The 18,507-nt window shown below is 61.8% G+C and carries 17 protein-coding genes and 2 pseudogenes; 4 read left to right on the top strand and 15 right to left on the bottom strand.

Features of this window, described 5'->3' with window-relative positions; all coding sequences use genetic code 11:
* Positions 1–46: 46 nt before the first annotated feature.
* The 7 genes and pseudogenes from ACU8HS_RS13390 to ACU8HS_RS13360 all read right to left on the bottom strand — a co-directional run bounded on the left by ACU8HS_RS13390 (position 47) and on the right by ACU8HS_RS13360 (position 7,491).
* Positions 47–1,552 carry a tripartite tricarboxylate transporter permease gene (locus tag ACU8HS_RS13390; RefSeq protein ID WP_112564052.1) on the bottom strand — a complete coding sequence of 502 codons (1,506 nt, stop codon included), beginning with the start codon at positions 1,550–1,552 and terminating at the stop codon, positions 47–49.
* A 9-nt stretch (positions 1,553–1,561) separates the two neighbouring features.
* Positions 1,562–2,023 (bottom strand): tripartite tricarboxylate transporter TctB family protein, encoded by a 462-nt coding sequence (locus ACU8HS_RS13385; protein ID WP_112564050.1) that lies wholly within the window; start codon positions 2,021–2,023, stop codon positions 1,562–1,564.
* Between the two features lie 100 nt (positions 2,024–2,123).
* Positions 2,124–3,107, bottom strand: coding sequence for a tripartite tricarboxylate transporter substrate-binding protein (locus ACU8HS_RS13380; RefSeq protein ID WP_112564048.1), 984 nt, complete (start codon positions 3,105–3,107; stop codon positions 2,124–2,126).
* Positions 3,108–3,313: 206 nt separating this feature from the next.
* Positions 3,314–3,760 carry an SRPBCC family protein gene (locus ACU8HS_RS13375; RefSeq protein ID WP_112753260.1) on the bottom strand — a complete coding sequence of 149 codons (447 nt, stop codon included), beginning with the start codon at positions 3,758–3,760 and terminating at the stop codon, positions 3,314–3,316.
* Between the two features lie 58 nt (positions 3,761–3,818).
* Positions 3,819–4,142, bottom strand: coding sequence for a metalloregulator ArsR/SmtB family transcription factor (locus ACU8HS_RS13370; protein WP_112703583.1), 324 nt, complete (start codon positions 4,140–4,142; stop codon positions 3,819–3,821).
* A gap of 121 nt (positions 4,143–4,263) precedes the next feature.
* Entirely contained in the window at positions 4,264–5,619 is a 1,356-nt protein-coding gene (locus ACU8HS_RS13365) for a sigma-54-dependent transcriptional regulator (RefSeq protein ID WP_112564042.1), read from the bottom strand.
* Positions 5,616–7,491: pseudogene (locus ACU8HS_RS13360) on the bottom strand (sensor histidine kinase). Before ACU8HS_RS13360 ends, ACU8HS_RS13365 begins: the two are co-directional and overlap by 4 nt.
* Positions 7,492–7,599: 108 nt before the next feature.
* On the opposite strand from ACU8HS_RS13360, the gene ACU8HS_RS13355 reads away from it, so the two are divergent.
* On the top strand, positions 7,600–8,262 hold the full coding sequence (locus ACU8HS_RS13355) for a sulfite oxidase-like oxidoreductase (RefSeq protein ID WP_447014540.1): 663 nt from the start codon (positions 7,600–7,602) through the stop codon (positions 8,260–8,262).
* Here the strand turns inward: ACU8HS_RS13355 and ACU8HS_RS13350 are convergent.
* The 3 genes from ACU8HS_RS13350 to ACU8HS_RS13340 form a co-directional block, all read right to left on the bottom strand.
* Positions 8,247–8,852: a hypothetical protein gene (locus ACU8HS_RS13350; protein ID WP_112564036.1), complete on the bottom strand. Its 606-nt coding sequence runs from the start codon at positions 8,850–8,852 to the stop codon at positions 8,247–8,249. The genes ACU8HS_RS13355 and ACU8HS_RS13350 overlap by 16 nt on opposite strands.
* Before the next feature lie 71 nt (positions 8,853–8,923).
* The gene (locus tag ACU8HS_RS13345; protein WP_112756816.1) at positions 8,924–9,658 is read right to left on the bottom strand and encodes a CbtA family protein; all 735 of its coding nucleotides are present in this window, start codon (positions 9,656–9,658) and stop codon (positions 8,924–8,926) included.
* 13 nt (positions 9,659–9,671) lie between these two features.
* Positions 9,672–9,881, bottom strand: a complete 210-nt coding sequence (locus ACU8HS_RS13340; protein WP_007826976.1) for a CbtB domain-containing protein — start codon at positions 9,879–9,881, stop codon at positions 9,672–9,674.
* A gap of 228 nt (positions 9,882–10,109) precedes the next feature.
* On the opposite strand from ACU8HS_RS13340, the gene ACU8HS_RS13335 reads away from it, so the two are divergent.
* On the top strand, positions 10,110–10,655 hold the full coding sequence (locus tag ACU8HS_RS13335) for a histidine phosphatase family protein (protein WP_112756893.1): 546 nt from the start codon (positions 10,110–10,112) through the stop codon (positions 10,653–10,655).
* A 279-nt stretch (positions 10,656–10,934) separates the two neighbouring features.
* Here the strand turns inward: ACU8HS_RS13335 and ACU8HS_RS13330 are convergent, their stop codons facing one another.
* The 4 genes from ACU8HS_RS13330 to ACU8HS_RS13315 all read right to left on the bottom strand — a co-directional run bounded on the left by ACU8HS_RS13330 (position 10,935) and on the right by ACU8HS_RS13315 (position 13,630).
* On the bottom strand, positions 10,935–11,375 hold the full coding sequence (locus ACU8HS_RS13330) for a response regulator (RefSeq protein ID WP_112756819.1): 441 nt from the start codon (positions 11,373–11,375) through the stop codon (positions 10,935–10,937).
* Positions 11,372–12,865 (bottom strand): sensor histidine kinase, encoded by a 1,494-nt coding sequence (locus ACU8HS_RS13325; protein WP_447014539.1) that lies wholly within the window; start codon positions 12,863–12,865, stop codon positions 11,372–11,374. The genes ACU8HS_RS13330 and ACU8HS_RS13325 overlap by 4 nt, the downstream gene beginning before the upstream one ends.
* A gap of 108 nt (positions 12,866–12,973) precedes the next feature.
* Positions 12,974–13,327 carry a hypothetical protein gene (locus ACU8HS_RS13320; RefSeq protein WP_112564027.1) on the bottom strand — a complete coding sequence of 118 codons (354 nt, stop codon included), beginning with the start codon at positions 13,325–13,327 and terminating at the stop codon, positions 12,974–12,976.
* Positions 13,328–13,387: 60 nt separating this feature from the next.
* A complete protein-coding gene (locus tag ACU8HS_RS13315; RefSeq protein ID WP_112703590.1) occupies positions 13,388–13,630 on the bottom strand; it encodes a DUF6894 family protein in 243 nt (80 codons plus the stop codon).
* Positions 13,631–13,866: 236 nt separating this feature from the next.
* Between ACU8HS_RS13315 and ACU8HS_RS13310 the strand changes: the two genes are divergently transcribed.
* The gene (locus ACU8HS_RS13310; RefSeq protein WP_447014538.1) at positions 13,867–15,438 is read left to right on the top strand and encodes a putative bifunctional diguanylate cyclase/phosphodiesterase; all 1,572 of its coding nucleotides are present in this window, start codon (positions 13,867–13,869) and stop codon (positions 15,436–15,438) included.
* Between the two features lie 6 nt (positions 15,439–15,444).
* On the opposite strand, the pseudogene ACU8HS_RS13305 reads toward ACU8HS_RS13310, so the two are convergent.
* Positions 15,445–17,041 (bottom strand): annotated as a pseudogene (locus ACU8HS_RS13305) (inorganic phosphate transporter).
* Positions 17,042–17,262: 221 nt separating this feature from the next.
* Between ACU8HS_RS13305 and ACU8HS_RS13300 the strand changes: the two are divergent.
* Entirely contained in the window at positions 17,263–18,441 is a 1,179-nt protein-coding gene (locus ACU8HS_RS13300; RefSeq protein ID WP_447014537.1) for an acetate/propionate family kinase, read from the top strand.
* Positions 18,442–18,507 lie beyond the last annotated feature (66 nt).

Here is an 18,507-nt window from a genome sequence, read left to right as displayed (position 1 = left end):
TATCAGATCGTTCTTTCTTCATCAAACAGGCCGGGAGCGCAAGCCCTCACGCCTCTTCGACAAAGACCTCTTCGCGCTTGCGCTTCACGCTGGGCAGGAAGACGACGATCAGCACGGCAAGCGCGATCGCCAGCAGGATGGCGCTGATCGGCCGGGTGAGGAAAGTCGTTGCATCGCCGCGCGACAGGATCATGGCGCGCCTCAGGTTCTCCTCGAGCAACGGCCCGAGCACGAAGCCGAGCAGGAGTGGCGCCGGCTCGCAGCGAAGTTTGGCGAGCACGTAGCCGATGAGACCGAAGAAGGCGATGGCATAAAGGTCGTAGACGTTGGAATTGACGCTGTAGACTCCGATCGAGCAGAAAGCCATGATCACGGGGAAAAGCACGTAATAGGGCACCGTCAGCAGCTTCACCCAAAGCCCGATCAGCGGCAGGTTGAGGATGACGAGCATCAGATTGCCGATCCACATGGAGGCGATAATGCCCCAGAACAGGGCGGGCTGTTCCGTTGCCACATTCGGCCCCGGCACGATGCCCTGGATGATCATCGCGCCGACCATCAGCGCCATGACAGGGTTTGCCGGAATGCCGAGCGTCAGCAGCGGAATGAATGAAGTCTGAGCCCCGGCATTATTGGCCGATTCCGGCCCCGCGACGCCGGCAACCGAACCGTGGCCGAACTCTTCCGGTTTCTTCGAAACGCGCTTTTCCACCGTGTAGGAGGCAAATGACGCGAGGATTGCTCCGCCGCCCGGCAGAATGCCCAGTGCCGAGCCGATGACCGTGCCGCGGACAACCGGCGCAATCATCTCCTTGAACTCTTCCTTCGACGGCAGCAGACCCGTAACTTTCGCCATCAGCACCGTGCGCGTCTTCTCGCCCTCCAGATTGCGCAGGATTTCCGCAATACCGAAGACGCCGACCGCCAGCGCCACGAAATTCAGCCCGTCGGCATATTCGCGAATGCCGAGCGTGAAACGGGGCGTGCCGGTATAGATGTCCGTGCCCACAAGGCCGAGCAGCAGTCCGAGCGCCACCATTGCCAGCGCCTTGACGACCGAGCCGTGCGCCAGTGCGATCGAAGACACGAGACCGACGATCATCAGCGAGAAATATTCCGCCGAGCCGAATTGCAGCGCGATTGCCGTCAACGGCGGCGCAAAGATCGCCACAAGGAAGGTCGAGACCGTGCCGGCGAAAAACGAGCCGAGCGCGGCGATTGCAAGAGCCGCCCCGGCCCGGCCCTTCCGCGCCATCTGATAACCGTCGATGGCCGTGACGGCCGAGGAGGATTCGCCGGGCATATTGATGAGGATCGCCGTCGTCGAGCCGCCATACTGCGCACCGTAATAAATGCCGGCGAGCATGATGAGCGAAGAAACCGGCTCGAGCTGGAACGTGATCGGCAGCAGCATGGCGATCGTGGCTGTTGCGCCAATGCCGGGCAGCACGCCGATCAACGTGCCGAGCAGCACGCCGATGAGGCAGAAGAACAGGTTTGCCAGGCTTCCGGCCGTGTAGAAACCGAGGGCGAGATTGCTGAAAAGTTCCATCCCCGCCTCCTAGAACCGGACCCAGGGGCCGAAACGTTCGAACGGCAGCCCGAGCCCGTAGCTGAAGACGGCGACAGAAAAGGCCGTCAGTACCAGGGAAAGGACAAGCGCCATCAGCACATTCATGCGGGAAGACGCAAAGCAGGCGATGAGGGCCGTCAGGAAAATGGCCGGCGCAAAGCCAAGCCCGCGCACCGTCAACCCGAAGAAGACGGGTGCGGGGAGAATGAAGAGCATGCCGCGCCAGGCGAACGGCTCGATCGGCTCCCCCTGAACCCGTACCGCCTGCACGAGGATGATGAGGCCGAGCAGAACGAGGATGCCCGACAGGACGAGCGGGAAATAGCCTGGCCCCATGCGCAGCGCCGTGCCGATTTCAAGTTCCAGCGACTGATAGGCAAAGAAGGCGCCGGTTGCGGCGAGCAAGGCGCCGCAGATGACGTTGGTTGTGTCGAAACTGAGGGATTTCATAATGTCTCCCGGTGTTGGAGATGGAGCGTCGCTGCCGATGCCGGGCTGCGCAGACACCCTCCTCCCGGCCGGGAGGAGGGTGCGAAGGTCGCAGTCAGGCTCAGTCTGCGTATTCGCCGGCAGCTTCGATAACGGGCTTCCAGCGAGCGATTTCGCTCTCAAGCTTCGCCTTCAGCGCCGCCGGCGTTGCATCGGCGTCCGATGAGGGGGCCGTGCCAAGCTCTGCGAAACGGGCGGCAACGTTCGGATCCTTCAACGCGACCTGCAGCGCCTTCGACAGACGCTCGTTGATTTCGGCCGGCGTGCCCTTCGGCGTGTAGATGCCATGCCAGATGCCGACTTCGAAGCCAGGCAGGCCGGCTTCGACGGCGGTCGGAATGTCCTTGAGCACATCGAGGCGGGCTGGCGAGGTCACGGCATAGGCCTTGATCGTGCCGCCCTGGATCTGCTTCGTCGTATTGGTCGTCTGGTCGCACATGATATCGACCTGGCCGCCGAGAAGATCGGTCATGGCCGGGCCGGTACCCTTGTAGGGAACGGTCGTGAGCGGCGTCTGGATGGCGCTCATGAACATCATGCCGCAAAGATGGGATGCCGCGCCGATGCCGGCATTGGCGACAGTGACCTTGTCCTTGTTGGCCTTCACATATTCGACCAGACCCTTCAGGTCGGCCGGTTCGAAATCCTTGCGGGCGACGATCGTCATCGGAACGTCGGTGACGAGGCCGACATATTCGAAAGCATTCAGCGTGTCATAGGCGAGCTTGCGGTAAAGCGTGGCGCTGGTAGCCATGCCGATATGGTGCAGCAGGATCGTATAACCATCCGGATCGGCAGCGGCCACCCGGCCGGCGCCCAGGGTACCGCCCGCGCCGCCAACATTTTCGACGACGATCTGCTGGCCGAGATCCTTCGACATGGATTCCGCGACGAGGCGCGCGACAGTATCGGTCGGGCCGCCGGCCGAGAAAGGCACGACCATGGTGATGGTGCGCTCGGGATAGGTCTGCGCCGAAGCGGCATGGGCAAGAAGCGAAACGGCAGCGGCGGCGGTCACGCCGAGCATGGCCTTCAGGATTTTCATCGTTTTCCTCCCTGATGAAAATAGGTTGTCCCGCCGGCAGCATCCTCCGCACCGGCTCGGATGACCCATTTGCAGGCGGGAAAGCAGCAGCCGCAATCGCGGCACGAAGGGAGGAATGACGATTTTGCGACAGTGCGCCGCAGCATGGGTCGATTCGGAAACAAATGGTTAAAGCGATGGGTGGAAATCCACCCATCGGTTGTTCTTCAACGGTTCGGAGGCAGGACGACCTCGCCCGTTTCCAGGAGGGACTTGAGATTGGAGAGAATTTGCGGCCACCCGCCGGAGACGGCACCGATGAACTTCGAGCCCTCGACCGGGATGGAATGCGTCAGCGTCAGCTTGACCGCCTCGCCAGCCGGCTCGAGCTCTATCACGCACTCGGAAAACCCTTCGGCCTTGAGCTCCGGCCTGAACTGGTTATGCCACTTCAGGACAAGCCGCCTGGGCGGATCGAACTCGAGGATTTCGCCGGTATCGGTGACGGTGCCGTCGGAATAACGCATCCGCCAGGCAGAGCCGGCCTTCCAATCGGTTTCAAACTGCACTCCAAGCCAGAATTTCTTCATGAATTCCGATGTCGTGAGCGCAGACCAGAGCTGTTCCGGTGTGGTGCGAATATAGGTGACGTAGTTGAATGCGCTGCCTGCCATGATGATACTCCCTTTTGGCCAAGGCTTGGGTCACACCCTCGCCGGCAGGCCGGGCGATTCATTCGTCCTTGCTGCCTTCGAGGCTCTTCTTGAGATCGGAGAGCGCGTCCAATGCACGGCGCTCGAACTTGCTGATCCAGCGATCCGCGATCTCGTTGATCGGAACCGGATTGATGTAATGCAGCTTCTCGCGCCCCTGCCTGCGCGTGGAAACGAGATTTGCTTCCTCCAGAATGCCGAGATGTTTCGTTACCGCCTGGCGCGTCATCTCCAGCCCTTCGCACAATTCGCCGAGCGTCTGGCCGTTGCGCGCATGCAGGCGGTCCAGCAGGCGACGCCGGCTGCCGTCCGCCAAAGCCCGAAAAACCGTGTCTTCATCCATGCTGATACGGAACCATTTGGTTGCCTGTTTTCATTTTATAGGCAACCAAATGGTTGCCTGTCAAGACCTGACGCGGACAAGGCCTGAAAGCAGGCCACGACATCGGGGATTCGGAACGGGATCAGAACTCGCGTCGCATCTCACCGGCCATCTCGTTGGCCAGCAGTTTCTTGTCGAGACCGTATTTCTGCATCTTCTCGTAAAGCGTCTTGCGCGAAATGCCGAGCGATTCATAGACCGGCTTCAGGCTGCCGCCATGGGCGACAAGCGCGCTCGCAATCACGCCGCGCTCGAATTCGGCGACGCGCTCGGCAAGCCCCGCAGCCTCGACCTGCCGCCCGCCGCCATCAAGGCCGAGCACGAAGCGGTCGGCGGCATTGCGCAATTCGCGGACATTGCCCGGCCACTCGCGTTGCGCAATGTCGGAGATCACATCCGGCGGCACGGCCATATCGTCCTTGCCGTAGCGCGCGGCCGCCTCCCTGACGAGTTGCATGAAGAGCAGCGGAACGTCGGCCCGGCGTTGTGAGAGCGACGGCACATGAATGGTCGCGACGTTGAGCCGGTAAAGCAGGTCGGCGCGGAACCGGCCATTGGCGACCTCGGCCTCCAGATCGACCTTGCTCGTGGCGATGAACCGCACGTCGAGCGGCACGGTCTCGTTCGACCCGAGCCGTGAAATCATGCGCTCCTGCAGCACCCGCAGGAACTTCGCCTGCAGATCGACCGGCATGGAGCCGATCTCGTCAAGCAGAATGGTCCCGCCGCGGCCATGCTCGAACTTGCCGTAGCGGGGCCGCACGGCACCCGGAAAAGCGCCAGCCTCATGCCCGAAAAGTTCGCTCTCGATCAGGTTTGCCGGAAGGGCGGCGCAATTGATGGCGATGAACGGCCGGCTTGCCCGTGCGCTGATATCGTGCAGCGCCCGCGCCACCACTTCCTTGCCCGCCCCGGTATCGCCGACGACAAGCGTATCGGCATCGCTCGCCCCGATCGCGCGGATACGGTAGCGCAGGTCGACCATGATCTGCGTGCGTCCGGGCAGCCGCGCCTCGATATCGTCGCGCTTGCCGGCAACGGCCTTCAGCAGCCGGTTCTCCAGCACCAGGCTGCGCCGCTCCATGGCGCGACGGATGACGCCGGCGAGCATCTGCGGCGTGAAGGGTTTCTCGATGAAATCATAGGCACCCTCACGCATCGCCTTGACGGCGAGCTGCACATCTCCATGGCCGGTGACGAGAATGACAGGCACTTCCGCATCGAGTTCCCGGATCTTCTGCATCAGCGTCATGCCGTCCATGCCCGGCATGCGGATATCGGTAACGACGACACCGGGAAAACTGTAGCCGATCAGTTCCAGCACATGATCGGCGTTCGAAAACGTTTCGACGCTGAAACCGGAGAGTTCCAGCGCCTGCGCGGTCGAGCGGCGCAGTTCCTCCTCGTCATCGACGAGCAATATTTTCTGCTCGTTCATTCCGCCGCCTCCGGCATCATGCCAGCTGCCGCGGAAAGCTCGATACGGAACACCGCCCCGCCCTCCGGATGGTTGGAAACGGTCAGGCTGCCGCCGAAATCCTTGATGATGTTATAGGAAATGGAAAGCCCGAGGCCGAGCCCCTTGCCCACCCCTTTGGTGGTGAAGAAGGGATCGAAGATGCGCTCGGCAATCGCCGCCGGCACGCCCGGCCCGTGGTCGCGCACGGCCAGGATGACCCTGCCGGCCTCCTCGGAAGCCGAAACCTCGATGCGGCGGTCCTCCAGCCCCTCGACGGCATCGGCTGCATTCGAGATCACGTTGACCAGCACCTGCTGCAGGCGCACCGAACCGGCCTTGACCACCGGCGGCCGCGGCCCGAGATGCAGCCGGAGATCGGCGTCAGCCGCCTTGAGCCGCCAGGCGATGATCTCCAGCGTATCGCGGATCGCCTCGTCCAGCGGCACCGGACCGAGCTTCTCATTGGGCTTGCGCGCGAAATTGCGCAGGTGCCGGCTGATGGACGCCATGCGATCGATCAGCCCGCCGATGCGCTGGATATTGTCCTGCGCTTCGGCCGTTCGGCCGCGCTCCAGCAGCACGGCGGCGCTGTCCGTATAGGTCTTGGCGGCGGCAAGCGGCTGGTTGAACTCGTGTGAAAGCGCCGCCGACATCTGACCGAGACCCGCAAGCTTGCCCGCCTGGATGAGATCGGCCTGGGTCTGGCGCAGCCGCTGCTCGGTCAGGCGCCGCTCGGCAATCTCCTGCTCGATGCGGCTGTTGACGCGGGCAAGATCCGCTGTGCGTTCCTCGACCCGCCGCTCCAGCTCGTTCTGCGCCTCGGCCTGCAGCTGCAGGCGTTCGGCAAGCCGCATGCGCCGCTGCCGAAGAATGGCAAAGGTCAGGCCGGCAATGCAGAGAATGAGAAAGACGACGACAAGCGCGGTGCGCGCCTGTGCCCGGATGGAGCCCGTGTCCATCAGCACGTTCACCGTCCAGTCTTCGGCCGGCATATAGTGAGAGAGCACGAGATATTCGCTTTGCCCGTGGTCGCCGGTCAGCGTCATCAGGTCATGATCCTCGAAGTGATGGCGGACGACCGGCAGTTCGACAAGCTTCGCATTGGCATAACGCCGCGACGCCTCGGTACGCGCTATCCGATCCGAACTCAGCGGCAGGATTGCCCCATAGAGCCAGTCCGGACTGTCCGACATGAAGATGATGCCCTCGGGATCGGAGACGAAGATACGGTACTCGCCGCCGCTCCAGGAGGATTCGATCACATCGATATCGACCTTGAAGACGATGACGCCGCGGATTTGCCCATCCACCCGGATCGGCGAGGAGAAATAGTAGCCGCGCTTCAGCGACGTCGTGCCGAGCGCGTAGAAGCGTGCCTGCCGCCCGCCGATCGCCTCCTGGAAATAGGGGCGGTAGCTGAAGTTTTCACCGACGAAACTGCCGGGACCGTCATAGTTGCTGGCAGCGATCGTCTCACCGTCCGGACGCACGACATAAATGTCGGAGGATTTCAGCAGTCCGTTGATTTCCTTGAGGTAAAGATTGGCGGTGTCACGCAGCGAGCGATCCTCCGGCCGGCTCACCAGCTCCTTGATATCGTCGTGATCGGCAATCAGTGCCGGCAGGGCCTCGTAGCGGCTGAGGTGGCCGCTGAGCGCCGAGACAGCGAGCCGCAGCGCCGTGCCCGCTTGCGCCGACGCTTCCCCCATATAGGCACGTGTCGCGACCGCGCTCCCGTAGTAGAAGAAAGCGAAGACCAGCAAGGGTGCGGCGCAAAGCGCCGCAATGACACGATAGCGCGAAGACAGGGTCTCGCTCCTCCCTTTCCGCCTCCGCTCCCCGTGGAGGCATAACCCGACCGCTCAAGTGTAATGAGCACGGCAGAGTTTTCCAAGGGGCGCCGAAACTTGACACTTGTCAGGCACGCATGTCTGATTGCTGCACCGCAAGGAGACCGCCATGAGCGACGAGCAGATCCCGCAAGACAGCAAGCTCACGACATCCAAGCGCCGCTGGGCGGCAGAGGGAAAATTCCTGACCGGCCGCGTCAGCCGCCCGGAAGCCGAGCGCCTGCCGCCGGGCCAGCATCTGGTCAAGAACTGGCCGGTGCTCGATCTTGGCCAGCAGCCGGTCATTGCCATCGACAGCTGGAAATTGGAGGTGCGAGGTCTCGTCGAGACGGAACTCGACCTCAACTGGGCGGCCTTCCAGGCCCTGGAACAGAGCAGCATGGTCAGCGATATCCATTGCGTGACGACATGGTCGCGCTACGACAACAAATGGAAAGGCGTTGCCACCCGCGATCTGCTCGATCTCGCCATGCCCAAGGCGGAGGCGAGCTACGTCATGCTGACCAGCTATGACGGCTACACCACCAATCTGCCGCTTTCGGATTTCGCAGCCGAGGATGCGATCCTCGCCACCGCGTGGGAGGGCCTGCCGCTCACCCGCGATCACGGCGGGCCGATGCGTCTTGTCGTGCCGCACCTTTATTTCTGGAAAAGCGCCAAATGGCTGCGCCGCATCGACCTGATGCCGTCGGACAGGGCCGGCTTCTGGGAAAAGAACGGCTACCACATGTACGGCGATCCGTGGCGCGAGCAGCGCTATTCGGAAGATTGAACGCGAAGAACCCGCCTCAGGGCAAAGTATCCTGCGGCAAGGATTGCCGCCAGTCCCGTGAGCGAAGCCATGCTCGCCGGGTGCAATGGAATTTCGCCCCAGTGCGGGCGCACGATATCCGCCGTATTGAACCCTTCGCCGCTGAAGCGGCAGGTCACAAGCGAAAGCCCGCGCCGCACCATGTCGACATCCACGGCCGATATGATTTCTGCCGCCGCCGCTGCCTCTTGCGGCATATCCCGCATCGCCAGCAGCACCGCCTTTGTCGCCGCGAGATAAGCATGGGCGCATTCGTTGAACGGGCTTTCCTCATCCGTCACGCTCCCCGGCATTCGACCCCAGAGGCAATAGGAATACTGGATTTCCGCATAGTTCAGCACGCGCCGGAAAGCTTCGTTCGTATCGACCGCCCGCGAGGCGAGATCCATGATGCGTCCGCGATAATCGGCAATGACCGCCATCTCGCCGTGAGAGATTTCGGCCACCGGCAGACCGGCATGACTGCCCTCGCCGCTGCGGATATGTGCGGATGCGCTGCCTGCGACAAGCAAGGCAAGCCCGAACCAGATGTTGAGCAATGATCTTTTCACAACAGGGCGATCCGAAACGAAGCGGCCATGAGCCCGGAGAGGCAGGAGCTCAAAAGCCCCTGCTCCGCATTCTATCGATAGGCCGGGCGCAGCCCGCTCTTCAAACCGAGGCGCTTTTCCGCCAGGGCGCCGAAGGCAAGGCCGAGAACCGACCAGAGGATCACATGCATGCCGAGCGAGGTCGTGCGGAACCGCCACAGCACCATGGCCGAGAAATTCTCCGGCACTTCGTTGATCGGCGGCAGCAGATATTCCACGAGGCCGATGAAGACGACGAAGAGGACGCCGGCGATGATCGCCGCATTCCAGGTGCCGAAATTCGCAGCCAGCCGGCGGGCAATCGCGATAGCGGCGACCAGCGAAGCAATCGAAACGACGATCATCAGGAAAAACAATTCGGTGCGCACGCCGATCGTATCCGGATTGCCGACAGCCGGCGGATTGGCCGGATATTTGATGGCGGGAACGATGACGACGGCAACGAAAGCGGCTGCGGCGATGGCGGCCGACGTGCCGCGCGCCGAAAGGCTGCTGAAGCGGCCATGCACGAAGGCGAAGACAAGTGCGAACAGGCCGCCGACGGCAACACTGTAAGCCATGACGCCCGTGAAGAGCCCAAGCCCCGCCTGCGTGGCGCGGCTGACGATTTCCGGCTCGGCGGCCTCGCCGGCAGCCTGCGCCGTCGCCTCCTCAAAGGCAATCGCCGCATCGACAAGCGGCTCTCCGAAGAAGCGCGCGAAGGCAAAAACCAGGATGCCAGCAATCACGCCCGCGACCATGCCGCGGAGCAGAAGATTTCCAACCATGTGAGACACTCCCTTAGTGGCAGGGGAAGCCGAGCAGGTGGCGGCCGTCATGCACGAATTCGTGCACGTACATGCCGTTGAAGAGCGCCATCGCCCCTTCTTCCGTGCCGACGAAATAGATGGCGATCAGCATCAGCAGGCCGCCGAAGATCGCCCAGGGCAGAATCTGGCCTACGGGAATTGGCGCGGGTGACGCGACGGGCGCGAAAGTGGTGTCAGACATGTATTCCTCCTGGAATGACGCGTTCAGTCGAAGATCTTGCGTACGGTAGGGTCTGACTTCCAACGCGAAGAATTTCGACACGCTGGTCACAGTGGCGCGACCGCGCCGGATTTTCACCGGCTTCCAAACCCGCAACGTCACGGTTATATCTGCTGCTCAAAGAGACTGTCAACGAAACTTCATATGCGGGCGGCTGCCATCCCGCCCTATCTTCGGAGGGCGCGAAACGTGACCACCCGCCTCACATGGATCTGCCACGGCGCGACAGCAGCCAACCGCACCGCCTCCTTCCCAACCGACGAGCCGCTGGAGGAAAGCACGCCGCGCCAAGCCGCCCTCCCGGCACCGGGGCGAGCGGACACGGTGTTCGTCAGCCCGGCTCTGCGCGCGCGCCAGACCGCCGAGATTCTGGGCTTCGACGCAATCCTTGCCCCCTCTCTCAGGGATTGCGACTACGGCCGCTGGGCAGGCAGGCCGCTCATGAGCCTTCACGCGGAAGAACCTGAAAATTTCGCCCTCTGGATGTCCGATCCCGAAGCAGCCCCGCATGAGGGCGAGAGCCTGCAGGAGCTTGCAAGCCGCGTTGCCGGCTGGATGAACGAGGAAATGCCGCTTGGTGGCCACATCGTTGCCATCAGCCATGCAGCCGTCATTCGCGCAGCGATCCTGAATGTGCTGAAGGCGCCGCCCGCCGCCTTCTGGACCATCGACGTCCCGCCGCTCGGCATGGTGCGCATGACCCATGACGGCCGCCGCTGGTCGCTGCGTTTCTGAATGAGCCTCGTAAATTAGTCCAGTCTTACACAAGCAAACGCGATCATACATAGCGAACCCGGAACCCCGGGCTCTACGTCCTTCCCTGAGGAGACGAAAAATGACCTATGACTGGAGTGGGGAGCGCACGCGGCGTATTCGCATCGTGCGTGTCGCAACTGTCGTCGCCGTTCTCGTCGGCGTCATGATCGGCCTGCCGTTGCTGATCAACGTCGCCTGAACTGTCAGAATACGTCAAAGGCGAGCGTGCCGTGGCCGCTCGCCTTTCTCTTTGCCGCCTTATTGCGGGATCTGGATAACGGCGAAAAACAGGCCGAGCTGACGGATCGCGTGAGCGAAATTGTCGTAATCGACCGGTTTGGTGATGTAGACATTGGCGCCGAGATCGTAGCAGCGCTGGATCTCGCGCTCGTCATCGGTCGTCGTCAGGATCACGACCGGCAGACGCTTGGTATGGTCGTTGCCCTTGATCTTTTCCAGGATATCGATGCCCGACATATCCGGCAGGTTCAGATCCAGAAGCACGAGAAGATAGCGGTCGCGGCTGACTTCACCGCTGCGATCCGCGCCGAGAATGTAATCGAGCGCACTGGCGCCGTTGGTGAACGGGACGATCTCGTTATTGACGCCGGCGCGGCGCACGTTCTTCTCGATGAGGCGGGCATGCCCCTCATCGTCCTCGATCATGACGATCGTGACTTCCTTGCCGGTGGCTTTCATGTCTCTGCCTTTATGATTGTGCTGAGGTCTGCAGGCAGCACCAGCGAAAATGTGCTGCCGACGCCTTCGGTCGAGTTGACCGTAACATCGCCTCCCAAATTTCGTATTAACGAACGCACATAGGCAAGCCCGATGCCTTCACCCGGCTGATCCTGCTCGCCGGCACGCCGGAAAAGCTCGAATACGCGCTCCAGATCGGTCTTGCCGATACCACGGCCATTGTCCTTGATATCGATCTGGACACGCCCCTTGCCGGCGGGCACCGCCGTCACATGCAGATCGAGCGGGCGGTTCAACGATCGGTATTTTACGGCATTGTCGAAGAGATTGCCAAAGATCTGATCGAGCGAGAAGCGGTCCGTCACGAGCACGGGCACGCGCACGTCGATCTCCACCTTGCCCTCGGAGGCCGCGATCTGGTGCTGGACGCTCGCCGCAGCCGTCTCGAGTACCGCCTTGAGGTCGACCCGCTCGGGAACAAGCTTGCGCCGGCCATCGCGTGAAATCTTCAGGATGGCATTGATCAGCGCATCCATCTTGCGGGTAGAAGACCGGATGAAGCCCATCGCTTCCGGCAGGTCCTCCTCCACCGCAAGCCTTGCTTCCTTGATTTCATCGTCATTGAGCGGCTTGCCATCTGCCAGAACATAGGCGGTCACGGCCTTCAGGCTGGTTTCCAGCTCGCTCAGGAAGCCCATGATATTGACCAACGGCGCGCGAAGATCGTGGGTCACGATATAGGCGAAACGCTGGATCTCCTGGTTGGCCCGCATCAGGTCCTCGGTACGCTCGCTGACGCGCTCCTCCAGACCGGCATTGAGGATTTCGAGTTCCGCCTGCGCTCGCGAGAGCTCGCGCACATGCTGAACGATGATGAGGATGGCGCCGCCGATGACGATGACAATGGCAAGCGCGCCGCCGATAGTGACCCATTGCAGATTGTCGGCCGCGTCCAGCTGTTCGGTAACGATGACGCGCAGCCGGTCATCGGTCGAGGCGATTAGGGCGATCAGCGTCGAGCGCGCCACCGCCATCGCCGCGTTGCCGGTATCGCTGCGGACGATCGAGAGGGCATCCGCCATCTGCCCCTCGGAGGCGAGCGTAATGGTCGACGAAAGTTCCTTGAGCTTGGCATCGATCGCATTGTCGAGAGGCGCCAGGCTCTCGCTGTAACGGGAAACATCCTCTGTCGCCTCCCGCAGCCTTTGACGCCTCTGCTGCAGGTTCTGGATCGCCGTGTTGTAGGGGTCGAGATATGCCCGGTCGAGCGTCAGCAGGAAACCGCGCTGGCCCGTTTCGGCATCCTGCAGCGTCGACAACAGGTCGGCTGCTGCGCTGCGCACGCGCCGGATCTGCGCCACTTCATCGGAATAGAAGCTGTTTTGCCGCACAAGCCAGAGCGAGGCCCCGACAATCGCCACCAGGATCAGCACGCCGAGCGCCAGCATGATCAGCGCAGAGCGCACGAAGGAAGCATTTGAGGAGGGCATGAAGGGCGATCTCTGAGCGGGTTTGAAGTAGCAGTGACCGAAAAACGCCCTGCGATCAAGCCGATGATCGCAGGGCGCCTCCTTGTATGACGGCCATGAAAGGATGGATCAGTGTTTGCTGCCCTTCGGTATGGCCGTGTTGGTGACGGAGACCGGATCGCTGGCCGGAAAAGTGCCTTCCAGTCCCTCGTCCAGCTGTTCTTCCATCGCCTCCTCATCCCTCGCCGACCGCGCACTGCGCCGGGCGGCGGCATGATCGCCCTCGTCGTCACGGATTTGCGCCGTGGCGAAGCGGCTCATCACTTCCCTCGCCTTTTCGACCGCGTTCAGCCGGTTCAGCTGCTGACCGTGCTCGTTCCTGATCTGCACGGAGACGACTTCGCCGCCATCGCCCACGAACTCGACCGTGAAGCCGCCCTTGCCGCCATAGGCGGGTATGACCTGGGTACCGACAAGTTGCATGAGATCGTCCTCTCTCGTGGGTGGTTCCGGAAAACGGCCTGAACGCTGCATTGGTTCCGCTCAGGACGAATTGATGTAGTCCACTTTCAGCTCCAGCCGCAGGCGCACGATCGCGGACCGATCACCATTCTGCACCTCGATGCCCAAGGTTCCGCCCGGCCGTTGCGGCAGACCATCGAGCGCCATTTCGGCAAGCACATGTTTTGCCTCCTCCACCGCGGCGAAGAGATCGGGAAATTCGAAGGGAAGATCCCCCGGGATCGTGCCGTCATTGTCCATGGTCTTGAAATAGAAGTGCGACATCTGGCTGCGTCCGTTGCCAAGCCATAAAGCGGGAGCCGGCGAAAGGTTTCCAATCGCCGGTGAAATTCAACGCCCCGTCACCTGTCGGGAAACGTTTTTCCGGGTATCGAATGCAAGCCCGTCCCCGCCAAACCTGCTGCCGCCTGCTGGCATGGCCCCGACAATTCGCCTTCAGGTTTCAATAAACATTTCAGAATTTGATGATATTTCCGCCGCGGGTGGAGATGGAGAAGTCGATGCTGGAGTTCTTCAAAAGCAGGGCGGGAAGGCAATGTCTGACGATCGTGGCGCTCGGTGCGGCGCTGTGGATTTCGGGCGCCCTGCTGGATGTCGATAGCTGGCTCGTCACCTTCATGAGCCGCTTCGAGAATTACGGCGCCGACAAGTTTGTGCTCGCCCTCGGCATTGCCGGTGCCATGAGTTTCATCTATTCCGTGCTGCGTATCGCCGACCTTCGCAAGGAAATGCAGCTTCGCGATGCCGCCCAGGCACGCGCCGACTGGACCGCTACCCACGACCACCTGACGAAGCTTCCGAACCGCTACGCCTTCGAACGCAAGATACTGCCGAGGCCCGCTGACAAGGACGGCACTATTCCCGACGAAGCCAAGGGCAACGTCACGATATTTTCCGTGGATCTCGACGGCTTCAAGAAAGTCAACGACCTCGTCGGTCACAAGGGCGGCGACGTGCTGCTGGTGGAAGTGGCCAAGCGCATCTGCGCGCTCGGCAATGCCGATTGCGTCTACCGCTTCGGCGGGGACGAGTTCATCATCATCGCCCTTGGTCTCACAGCCGCGCGCGAGGAATGGTTTGCCAAGGTGCTGATCCAGGCGGTTACGCGGCCCATCCTGATCGACGGTTTCGCCGTCGAGGTCGGCGCCAGCGTGGGCTACGACCGCTGGAGCGAAGGCGCAGAGCCGCTGGACGATGCCGCCCACCGCGCCGACCTTGCCATGTACGAGGCGAAATCGCGCGGCCCCAACCATCAGCTGGTCTTCGAACCATCCATGCAGGACAGGGTGACGGAACGCGCATCGCTGGAGACCAAGCTGCGCGGTGCCATCCAGAACAAGGCCATCAGAACCAATTATCAGCCGCTGATCGATCTCAGGAGCGGCAGGCTTTGCGGCTTCGAAGCGCTGGCCCGGTGGACGGACGAAGACGGCATGAACATTCCGCCCCCGGTCTTCATCGGCATTGCCGAAGAGACCGGCATGATTACCGAACTGTTTGAAGACCTCCTCGCCCAGGCCTGCAGCGATGCGCGCGCCTGGCCAGACGACGTCAGGCTTTCCTTCAACGTGTCGCCCGTGCAGATGGAAGACAAGCTCCTTGCCTCGCGCATCCTCAAAGTGCTCGCGGCAAGCCGCCTGCCAGCCTGGCGGCTGGAAGTTGAAATCACCGAAAACGCGCTGATCCAGGATCCGGTGATCGCCGCCCATATTCTCGATGAACTGCACGCGGCAGGCGTGCAGATCGCGCTCGACGATTTCGGCACGGGCTATTCGAGCCTTGCCCAGCTCGCCCGCTATCGCTTCGACAAGATCAAGATCGACAAGAGTTTCATCGCCACCTGCCGGGAAGACGAGAAACAGGAAAAGATCGTCCGCGCCATGCTCGCTCTCGGAAGAAGCCTCAATATCAAGACGACGGCGGAAGGCGTGGAGGAACATGCCCAGCTCGCCTATCTGCTGCAACTCGGCTGCGATATCGGCCAGGGCTATCTCTTCGGCAAGGCGATGCCCGCCGCGGAAGCGGGCACCTTCATCAAAAGCCAGAATGCCAATCTGGCCTCTACAGCTTAACCGACCTCAGAAAACCTGCCGCAGGATCACGAACAGCAGGAAGGCGATCGCAATCGAGGCCGGCAGCGTCAGCACCCAGGCCATGATCATGTTGCGCACGGTGGACCATTGCAGGCCCGAACCGTTCGCCGCCATCGTGCCGGCGACACCCGACGACAGCACATGCGTGGTTGAAACCGGCAGGCCGAGATGGTCTGCCGAGGCGATCGTCACCATGGCAACCACTTCCGCCGCAGCGCCCTGCCCGTAGGTCAGGTGCGTCTTGCCGATCTTCTCGCCAACGGTGACGACGATGCGCCTCCAGCCGACCATGGTGCCGAGGCCGAGGGCCAATGCTACGGCAACCTTGACCCAGAGCGGAATGAACTTCGTCGCATTGTCGACCGAGGCGTGATAGGCCGTGACCGCCTTCAGGTCATTGGCATCCATCGGCAGCAGCTTCTGCTTGTCGATGAGCTTCAGCGCCTCGCCGATCAGATAGATATCGTTGCGGATGTTGCTGACGAGATTGGTCGGAACGGCCTCCAGCGTCGGGAAGGCGGCAACCTCGGCGCTCGTCTGGTGGATATATTGCTGCAGCGCCGGCGTGGTCGCATCCGTCCAGACCCTGTTCTTGACCGCATTGCCGACCGCAGCCTTGTAATCGGTGACGGTCACGCCCGGTTTCACATATTTGCCGAGCGCCGTTTCGACCTGCGCGGAGGCCGACTTGTAGGCTTCGAGATAGTTGACGTCGGGCGTGCGGTTGAGCGCGAAGGCGGTCGGCACAAGACCGATAAGGATCAGCATGATGAGACCCATGCCCTTCTGACCGTCATTCGAGCCGTGAGCGAAGCTGACGCCGGTGCAGGTGAAGATCAGGATGGCGCGGATCCACAGCGGCGGCGGCTGGTTGCCCTTCGGCTCCTGATAGAGTTCGGGCTTGCGCACGAGGAATTTCAGGACCACCAGCAGAATGGCGGAAAGGCCGAAGCCGATGACTGGCGAGATCAACAGCGACAGGCCGATGCTGGTGGCCTGCGACCAGTCCACGCCACTGGTGGCAGTGCCGGCCGGCGCCAGGAACTGGTTGGCGAGACCGACGCCGATGATGGAGCCGACCAGCGTGTGCGAACTTGAGGACGGCAGGCCGAGATACCAGGTGCCGAGGTTCCAGATGATCGCCGCGATCAGCAGTGCAAAGACCATGGCAAGACCGGAGCCGGAGCCGACCTGCAGGATGAGCTCGACCGGCAGCAGCGCCAGGATGCCGAAGGCGACGGCGCCTGTCGACGTCAAAACGCCGAGGAAGTTGAAGAAGCCCGACCAGATGACGGCAAATTCCGCCGGCATGGAGCGGGTGTAGATGACGGTTGCCACGGCATTGGCCGTATCGTGGAAACCGTTGACGAACTCGAAGCCGAGCGCGATCAGCAGCGCAAGGCCGAGAAGTATCCAGGGAACGGCAATTGCGGCAGTCAGATCACGGGCGAGGGCATAGGCAACATATCCAAGGCCGCAGATCACAACGAGCCCGAACACCGGCAGGAACCACTTGCCGGGTGGAGTTCGAATGCTGCAGCGGATGGGAAACGTCGCCTTGGCTTGGGGCAATGTCAGCCATGGCATAGTTCCTTGTTCCATTTGCAAAATTGCCATTTGTTAATAAATCCCTAGCGTGAAGCTCTCATGACGCGGCCCACGTGCGCCCTCCCTTGAGTGCGCATCGTCCACGGGCCGAAATCGACAACCAAAAATTGCCCGGCGTTTGCGGAAGAGGCTTTCCACCCGGCGCGACGACGCTAAGTTCGTTCATCGTCACGCTTGCCGGGGAGCATCAAGCAAATGCCGTCGACCGACCTTCTCCTGACCTTCAACACCGGCTCCTCGACGGTGAAGATCGGCATCTTTGCAATCGAGGATGCAAAGGTGCGGCGTATCGGAAAGGGCATGATCGACTTCCGCGCCGAGCCCCTCACCTTCAGCATTACGGAAGGCCCGAAGACCTTCGACACGCCGCTCGAGGCCGAGCTCACCGACGATCTGCACGCTGTTATCGACGAAACCTTTGCGTTGCTTTCGCAGCATTTCGATATCGGCGCCGTCCGCGCTGCCGGCCATCGCGTCGTTCATGGCGGCGACCGTTTCATCGAAGCGACAGTGCTCGATGACGCCGCAATCGATGCCATCGATGCGCTGACGCCGCTTGCCCCCCTTCATCAGCCGCAGGCGCTCCGCTTCATCCGCGCACTGAAGCACCTGAAGCCGCATCTGACCCAGACGGCCTCCTTCGATACCGCCTTTCACGCCACTCAGACCGATCTCGTGCGCCGCTTCGCCATCCCTCGCGCGCTCCATGACGAGGGCATCAAGCGCTATGGCTTTCATGGCCTCTCCTACAAGTTCATCGCCGGTGAAGTCAGTCGGAGACTGTCGAGCAAACCTAAAATCGTCGCTGCCCATCTCGGCAGCGGCGCAAGCCTCTGCGCTTTGGAGAAAGGCGCCAGTCGCGATTGCAGCATGGGCTTTTCGACGCTTGACGGCATTCCGATGGCCACGCGACCCGGCTGGCTCGATCCGGGCGTGATCCTGCACCTGCAGCAGCAAAAGAAGCAATCCGTCGATCAGGTGGAAGACATGCTCTACCATCGCTCCGGTCTGCTTGGAGTTTCCGGCATCAATGCCGACAGTCGCGATCTTCTCGAGGACGGCAGCCCGCAAGCCCGCGAGGCGCTCGACCTCTTCACGCTGCGCATTGCCGGCGAGATCGGCCGCATGTCGGTGACGCTCGGCGGGCTCGACGCCATCGTCTTCACGGCCGGCATCGGCGAACACCAGCCGCAGATCCGGGCAGCGGTCCTGCAGCACCTGAGCTGGCTCGGTCTTACGATCGACGAAAGGGCGAATGCCGCCAACGGCTTCACCATCACGACCCCCGCAAGCCGCATAACGGCACATGTCATTGCTACCGACGAGGAACAGATCATCGCTCAGGAGGCGCTTTCTATTCTTGGCCCTGGCTGATCCAGATCAAATGCGTGCCGGTACCATCAGCTAGAATTGACGTTGAACAAGTTTAAACGGGAGAAA

The organism is Rhizobium sp. KDH_Rht_773_N (assembly GCF_052946295.1).
Note: the sequence above shows the minus strand (reverse complement) of the source record. Positions and strands in the feature narration are given on the sequence as shown.